Annotated in this window: 7 protein-coding genes; all 7 read left to right on the top strand. The window is 24.1% G+C overall.

Annotation, left to right across the window (positions count from 1 at the left end; all coding sequences use genetic code 4):
• Positions 1–170 precede the first annotated feature (170 nt).
• Genes rpmH through MYPE_RS05295 form a run of 7 tightly spaced genes read left to right on the top strand, consistent with a single transcriptional unit; the run spans position 171 to position 6174 of the window.
• Positions 171–314, top strand: a complete 144-nt coding sequence (rpmH, locus tag MYPE_RS05325) for a 50S ribosomal protein L34 (RefSeq protein ID WP_011077855.1) — start codon at positions 171–173, stop codon at positions 312–314.
• Positions 315–325: 11 nt separating this feature from the next.
• Positions 326–661, top strand: coding sequence for a ribonuclease P protein component (rnpA, locus tag MYPE_RS05320; protein ID WP_011077854.1), 336 nt, complete (start codon positions 326–328; stop codon positions 659–661).
• A gap of 31 nt (positions 662–692) precedes the next feature.
• Positions 693–1832 carry a membrane protein insertase YidC gene (gene yidC / locus MYPE_RS05315; RefSeq protein ID WP_011077853.1) on the top strand — a complete coding sequence of 380 codons (1140 nt, stop codon included), beginning with the start codon at positions 693–695 and terminating at the stop codon, positions 1830–1832.
• A 6-nt stretch (positions 1833–1838) separates the two neighbouring features.
• Positions 1839–2657 (top strand): 16S rRNA (adenine(1518)-N(6)/adenine(1519)-N(6))-dimethyltransferase RsmA, encoded by an 819-nt coding sequence (gene rsmA, locus MYPE_RS05310; RefSeq protein WP_011077852.1) that lies wholly within the window; start codon positions 1839–1841, stop codon positions 2655–2657.
• Positions 2647–3423, top strand: coding sequence for a 4-(cytidine 5'-diphospho)-2-C-methyl-D-erythritol kinase (locus tag MYPE_RS05305; protein ID WP_044891326.1), 777 nt, complete (start codon positions 2647–2649; stop codon positions 3421–3423). The genes rsmA and MYPE_RS05305 overlap by 11 nt, the downstream gene beginning before the upstream one ends.
• 15 nt (positions 3424–3438) lie before the next feature.
• Complete coding sequence (gltX, locus tag MYPE_RS05300) at positions 3439–4902, top strand: glutamate--tRNA ligase (RefSeq protein ID WP_011077850.1); 1464 nt, start codon at positions 3439–3441, stop codon at positions 4900–4902.
• A complete protein-coding gene (locus tag MYPE_RS05295; protein ID WP_011077849.1) occupies positions 4903–6174 on the top strand; it encodes an HD domain-containing protein in 1272 nt (423 codons plus the stop codon).
• Positions 6175–6179: the final 5 nt, after the last annotated feature.

Here is a 6179-nt window from a genome sequence, read left to right as displayed (position 1 = left end):
AAGAATTGTATATAAACACTATATATAATTATAAGTTATTAGTAGTTTCATACAATAAAATATAAGTAATAAAAAATTAACAAAACAACAAATTGTGATATTATTTAACATATTGTTGTATTTTTTATAATTCAAGTTTGGCAATTAAAGACATTTAAAGGGAGTTCACAATGAAAAGAACATATCAACCAAATAAAAAAAGAAGAGTAAAAAAACATGGTTTTCTAAATAGAATGTCAACTTCTGATGGTAGAGAAGTAATTAGAAGAAGAAGACAAAAAGGAAGACATAGTTTAACTGTTTCTGATCAATAATCAATTTATTTATGAAGGATAATGTGTTAAGAAATAAAAAAGATTTTTCTAATCTTTTTAAAAATAAATCTACATATTATTCTTCTTTTTTTATTATTTATGCATACAAAAATAATTTAGGTTGATTAAGATATGCAATTGCTGCAAATAAAAAAAATTTTAAAACTGCAGTAGAAAGAAATAAAATAAAAAGACAAATAAGAAGTATTGTAAGAGGATTAGAAAATAAAAACATTCCTGTTGATATATTAATAATCCCTAAAAACAATTTTTTTAAAACAGATTTTTTAAATAAAAAAAATGATTTGTTTAATTTAATTGTTAAAATACGTTTGAATATAAAATAGTAACCATAGTTTAAATTTAAAGGGAATAGAAATGAAAAATAGTTATATTAATGATAATTTCATTGTTTCTCCTCTTTGAACACAAGCTGTTGATCCTCAAAAAGAAAAAAAAGAAAAAGTAGTTAAAATACTAAAAATCATTCTTAAATTTACAAAATTATTTATTTATGCTTTCTTGTTTTTGATGGGTTTATGAGGTTGTTTTCAAACAATGGTAGATCCTACTGTTAAAACTAGTACTACTATAGGAAGCGGAATGGAATTTGGATTCCCCTTTGGAAGTACTGGAGATTTCAGGTATGACTTAACATCTGGTGCTAATAATGAATATTATGCTTTTACTAGTACCCAATGGAATATAAGTGATTATGGACCATTCTTTGGATTGTTTGTTTATCCTGGGGCAATGTTAGTTTTATCAATTATGTATCCTTTAAGAGATGTTTGGGGTGGACTTGATGCATTACTTGGAATATTTGTATTACTGTTCATAATTCGTCTAATTACATTCCTGATTTCAATTAGATCCACAATGCAGTCTGAAAGGATGTCAGAGATTCAAGGAAAATTAGCAGAGATTAATGCTAAATACAAAGATGTCAAAAAAGACATGGCCATGAGGCAGAAAAAACAATTAGAAACTCAAGAACTATATAAAAAATACAATATTAAACCTTTTGCAATGTTTGAACAAATGTTTGTAACAATGCCAATCTTCTTAATAGTTTATAGAGTTGTTACAATTCTTAGACCTATTAAAGTTATTAACTTATTTAACATATGAGCTTTAAGTGCTTCACCACTTAGTGAAATTACTTCTAATTTATCAAATGGTGGATGAGTATTCATATTCTTCCTATTGATTATTGTTCCTTCTCAAATAATTTCTCAAAAGATTCCACAGATTCTAGCTAAAAGAAGAAATGCTAATGCTAGAGCACTTAGTCAAAAAGGAAATGATTCTGCTAAGAAAATGAGAATTTCTCAAACTGTAGTTATGGTTGTACTTGTATTTGTTGTAGTTCAATCACCAGCCAGTGTTGGGTTATATTGATTCTTATCTTCTCTATTTACTATTGCTCAATCTGTAATTATTCACCACTACATAGTGAAAAGAAAAACTAAGGGTGTAAGTTTAGAAGAAAAACTTAGAGAATTAGGTATTAAATAAACTATTATGATTGGAAAAGAAGAAAATAAATTCATTTCATTCATTAAAAAAAATAAATTTTTTGCTTCTCGAAAGATGGGGCAAAATTTTTTAATTAATGAAAATATTAAGAAAAAAATTGTAGATTCTTTAGAAATAAAACCAGATGATCATGTTTTAGAAATTGGTCCAGGATTTGGAGCTCTTACTAAAATTGTTCTTTCACAAACAAAAAATCTTACTGTTGTTGAATTAGATAAAAGATTAGTTGAGTTTTTAAAACAAGAATACAAAGAATTACGAATAATTAATATTGATGTTTTGAAGTTTGATTTTAAAGAATTTAATAAAGACACACAATATAAAATTATTTCTAATTTGCCATATAGTATCTCTTCAAAAATTATTTTTAAAATTTTAAAGTATGCTAATTTTTCTCAATCTGTTTTAATGGTTCAAAAAGAAATGGCAGATAGGATTACAGCAAAAGTTGGAACAAAAAAATATAACAATTTCACAGTTTTATTAAGAATCACTAGTGAAATAAAAAAACTTTTTGATGTCTCTAATAATTGTTTTTTTCCAAAACCAGAAGTAGATTCTACAGTTATTAGTTTTGAAAGAAAAAAAGATTTTGATTTTACTAACTTTGAAAAACTAGAGTCTTTTCTATTAAAATGTTTTTCTCAAAAAAGAAAAACCATTTTCAATAATTTAAAAAATTATTTTCCAAAACAAAAAATAGAAGAAGTTTTTAATAAACATAGTATTATTCCAACAACAAGACCTGAAAATATAAAAGAAGAACTTTATTTAAAAATGTGTTTTGATTTCTATGATTTATAAAAGTTATCCAAAAATTAATTTATTTTTATCTATTGGTAAAAAAAATAAAAAGAATAATCTTCATAAGTTAAATAGTGTTTTTTTACTGGTTGAAAACTCTGTATATGATGAAATAAAAATTAATTTAAATGAAAAAGAAGAAGATGAAATTTCTTATTTTGATTCAACAAATAAAACTTTAATAATAGAAAACTGCATCTTTAAAAAAACAATTAGTTATTTAAAAGAAAAAGAAATTATTGATAAAAATTTATTTTTCAAAATAAAAATTAAAAAAAACATCCCTTTATTTTCTGGACTTGGAAGTGGTTCTTCTAATGTTGCTTGTTTATTTAAATTCTTATTAGAAATAAAACAAATTAACTATTTTCAAATTAAAAAACATATTTTAAACATTGGTAGTGATGTTTTATTTTTTATTAAAAACTATAAAGCAGCTTTTGTTTATAAGTATGGAAATAAAGTTAAAAAAGTAAAAAATCCTAATTTAAAAATTAAGTTATTTTTTACAAATATTGAATGTAGTACTAAAAAAGTTTTTGAAGACTATGAAACTAACCAAAGTATGTGTAAAAATAGTTATCTAAAACAATTTTTGTATTTTAAAATTAAAAGATATTGAATGTTAGAAAATGATTTAAAAGAAAGTGTCTTTAATTTATATAAAGACCTTTCTATAAAACATGAAACATTACAAAAAAAATATGATAAAAAAATATTTTTAACAGGATCAGGAGGAACACTTTTCTTAATAGAGGATAAATAAGAAAAGGAATACAAAATGAATAAAAATAAAATTATCAGAACAAGATATGCACCATCACCAACAGGATTATTTCACATTGGAGGCGCTAGAACTGCACTATTCAACTACCTTTTTGCTAAAAAAAACAATGGTGATTTTATTGTTAGAATAGAAGACACAGATATTGATAGAAATGTAGAAAATGGAATTGAATCTCAATTACTAAATTTAAAGTGATTGAAAATTTTTCCAGATGAATCACCTTTAAACCCTGGGAATTATGGACCTTATATCCAAACTGAAAGATTACCGATTTATAAAGAAAAGGCAGAACAATTATTAAAAGAAAAAAAAGCTTATAGATGTTTTTGTACTCCTGAACAATTAGAAAAAAACAGAAAGAAAGCTTTAAAAGATGGAAAAACTCCTAAATACAACAGAACATGTTTGTCTTTAAGTGAAGATCAAATTAGTGAAAAAATTAAAAACAACATTCCTTTTTCTTTAAGATTTAAAATCACTGACAATACTGAAATAAAATGAAATGATATTGTTAGAGGAGAAATGTGTGTACCAACAAGTGCACTAACGGATCCTGTAATTTTAAAATCTAATGGAATTCCTACATATAACTTTGCTGTTGTAATTGATGATAATGATATGTTAATAAGTCATATTATTAGAGGAGAAGAACATTTATCTAATACTCCTTATCAAATTGCAATCAATGAAGCTTTAGATATTAATAAGAATATAGTTTTTGGACACTTGTCTGTAATAATAGATGAAACTGGAAAAAAACTTTCTAAAAGAAATATGGAATTAAAACAATTCATTGAAGACTATAAAAATATGGGTTTTTCACCTGAAGCAATTGTTAATTTTATGTACCTTTTAGGTCTTTCATCTAGTGATAACAAAGAAATTTTTTCATTAGCTGAAGCAGTTAAAAACTTTGATATTAAAAAAGTAAGTAAATCTCCAACTACTTTTGATTTTAAAAAGATGGAGTGAATTTCTTCTGAACACTTTAAAATGATGTCAGACTCTGCATTCATCTCTTTTGCAAAACCTTTTATTACTATTGATTTAGGTTTTCTAAAAGGAAATGAAAATGATGTAATTTTACTTTTTAAAAATCAAATTGCATATGCTAAACAAATTAATGATTTGATAGATGAAACATTTTTTAGTCCTGAGACTTTTGCTGCAGTTTGTGAAAAATTCCCTTTTTTAAAACAAGCTGATACTAAAGAACTAATTAAAGTTTTTATTAAACAGTTACAAGAATTGCCTAATTGAAACATTAGTGAAATTGCAACTGTTATTGATGCTGTTAAAAAACAAACTGGTAAATCAGGAAAAGAACTGTTTATGCCAATCAGAGTTTACTCTTCTCATAATTCTCATGGTCCAGAATTAGCAAAAGTTATCTTTATCTTAGGTAAAGATAAAGTTATTAAAAATGCTAAGAGTTTTCTAGACAACAAAGGAGCTTAAATGAAACCAAAAGAGAGATGAAACTTAAATAAAAAAAAGAGAAATCATTTTTTTGAAAAAAAACCTATCAACCATTACATCAAAGATCCAGTTCACAAAGAAATTAATTTTGCAGATGAAAAGTGATTATTAGAATTTGCATATAGTTTTGAAATGCTAAGACTTTTAGAAATAAGACAATTAGGGATTGGTTATAAGATTTTTCCATCTGCTACACATAATAGATATAGTCACTGTTTAGGTGCTTATGCAGTTGCAAAAAAATTTACTAAACACTTTATGAACCATATCTCAAAAGATGATTCTAAATTATTTTTATTAGCTGCATTATTACATGATATTGGTCATGGTCCATATTCTCATGTATTTGAAAAAATATCCCATATTCATCATGAAGAATTAGGAAAAAGAATTATTCAAAATCCAAAACTAGGAATTTTGAGACTTCTTAAGAAAAACAACATAAATGCAAATACTTTAGCAAGTGTTTATACTGGAGAATGTAAACAAGAATGGATTGGAAGATTAATATCTTCAAATCTTGATGTTGATAGAATTGATTATTTGTTAAGAGATTCATACTCTGTTGGTACTAAGTTTTCTACAATTGATATAGACTTTTTAGTTGAAAGATCAATTATTATGGATAATGATGTTTTTTTTCAAAAAAGTGCTATTAACTATATTGAAAGTTTCTTATTAGGTAGACATTACATGTATGAAGATATATATGACAATAAAAACACATATATATTTGAATGAACTTTAATGAAAATTTTTGATAGATTAAAAGAAATCAAACAGTTATTTTTTGAAAAGAAAGACAAAATTTATTTCTATGATTTCTATGAATGAATAGTTTTTGAATCTAATGTAAATGTTCATAAAACTTATATTTATTTAAATGATGGAAATTTAAACTCTTTTATTTGATCTTTAAAATGTTTAGATGATCACATTTTGAATTCATTTATTAATTCATTTTTAAACAATAGTGTTAATGTGGATGCTAAAAATTACTCACAACAGTCAGAAAAAGATCTTAAAGAGTTATCAAAAAAGAAAAACATTGATCCAAAATATTTATATTCAATTCAAGAAAAAAAGAAAAAAGATATATTTCTATTAGAAGATAAAAATGCAATCAATATATATGATCGTGATAGAAATTTAAGCTATAAATTCCCTTCTGAAAGAATTACAACATTTAATGAAGTGACAAGAAGAGAGAATAATAAAATAATATTGATTAATAAAACACTAATATATTAGTATAA

Source organism: Malacoplasma penetrans HF-2, assembly GCF_000011225.1.
Lineage (GTDB): Bacteria > Bacillota_I > Bacilli_A > Mycoplasmatales > Mycoplasmoidaceae > Malacoplasma > Malacoplasma penetrans.
Note: the sequence above shows the minus strand (reverse complement) of the source record. Positions and strands in the feature narration are given on the sequence as shown.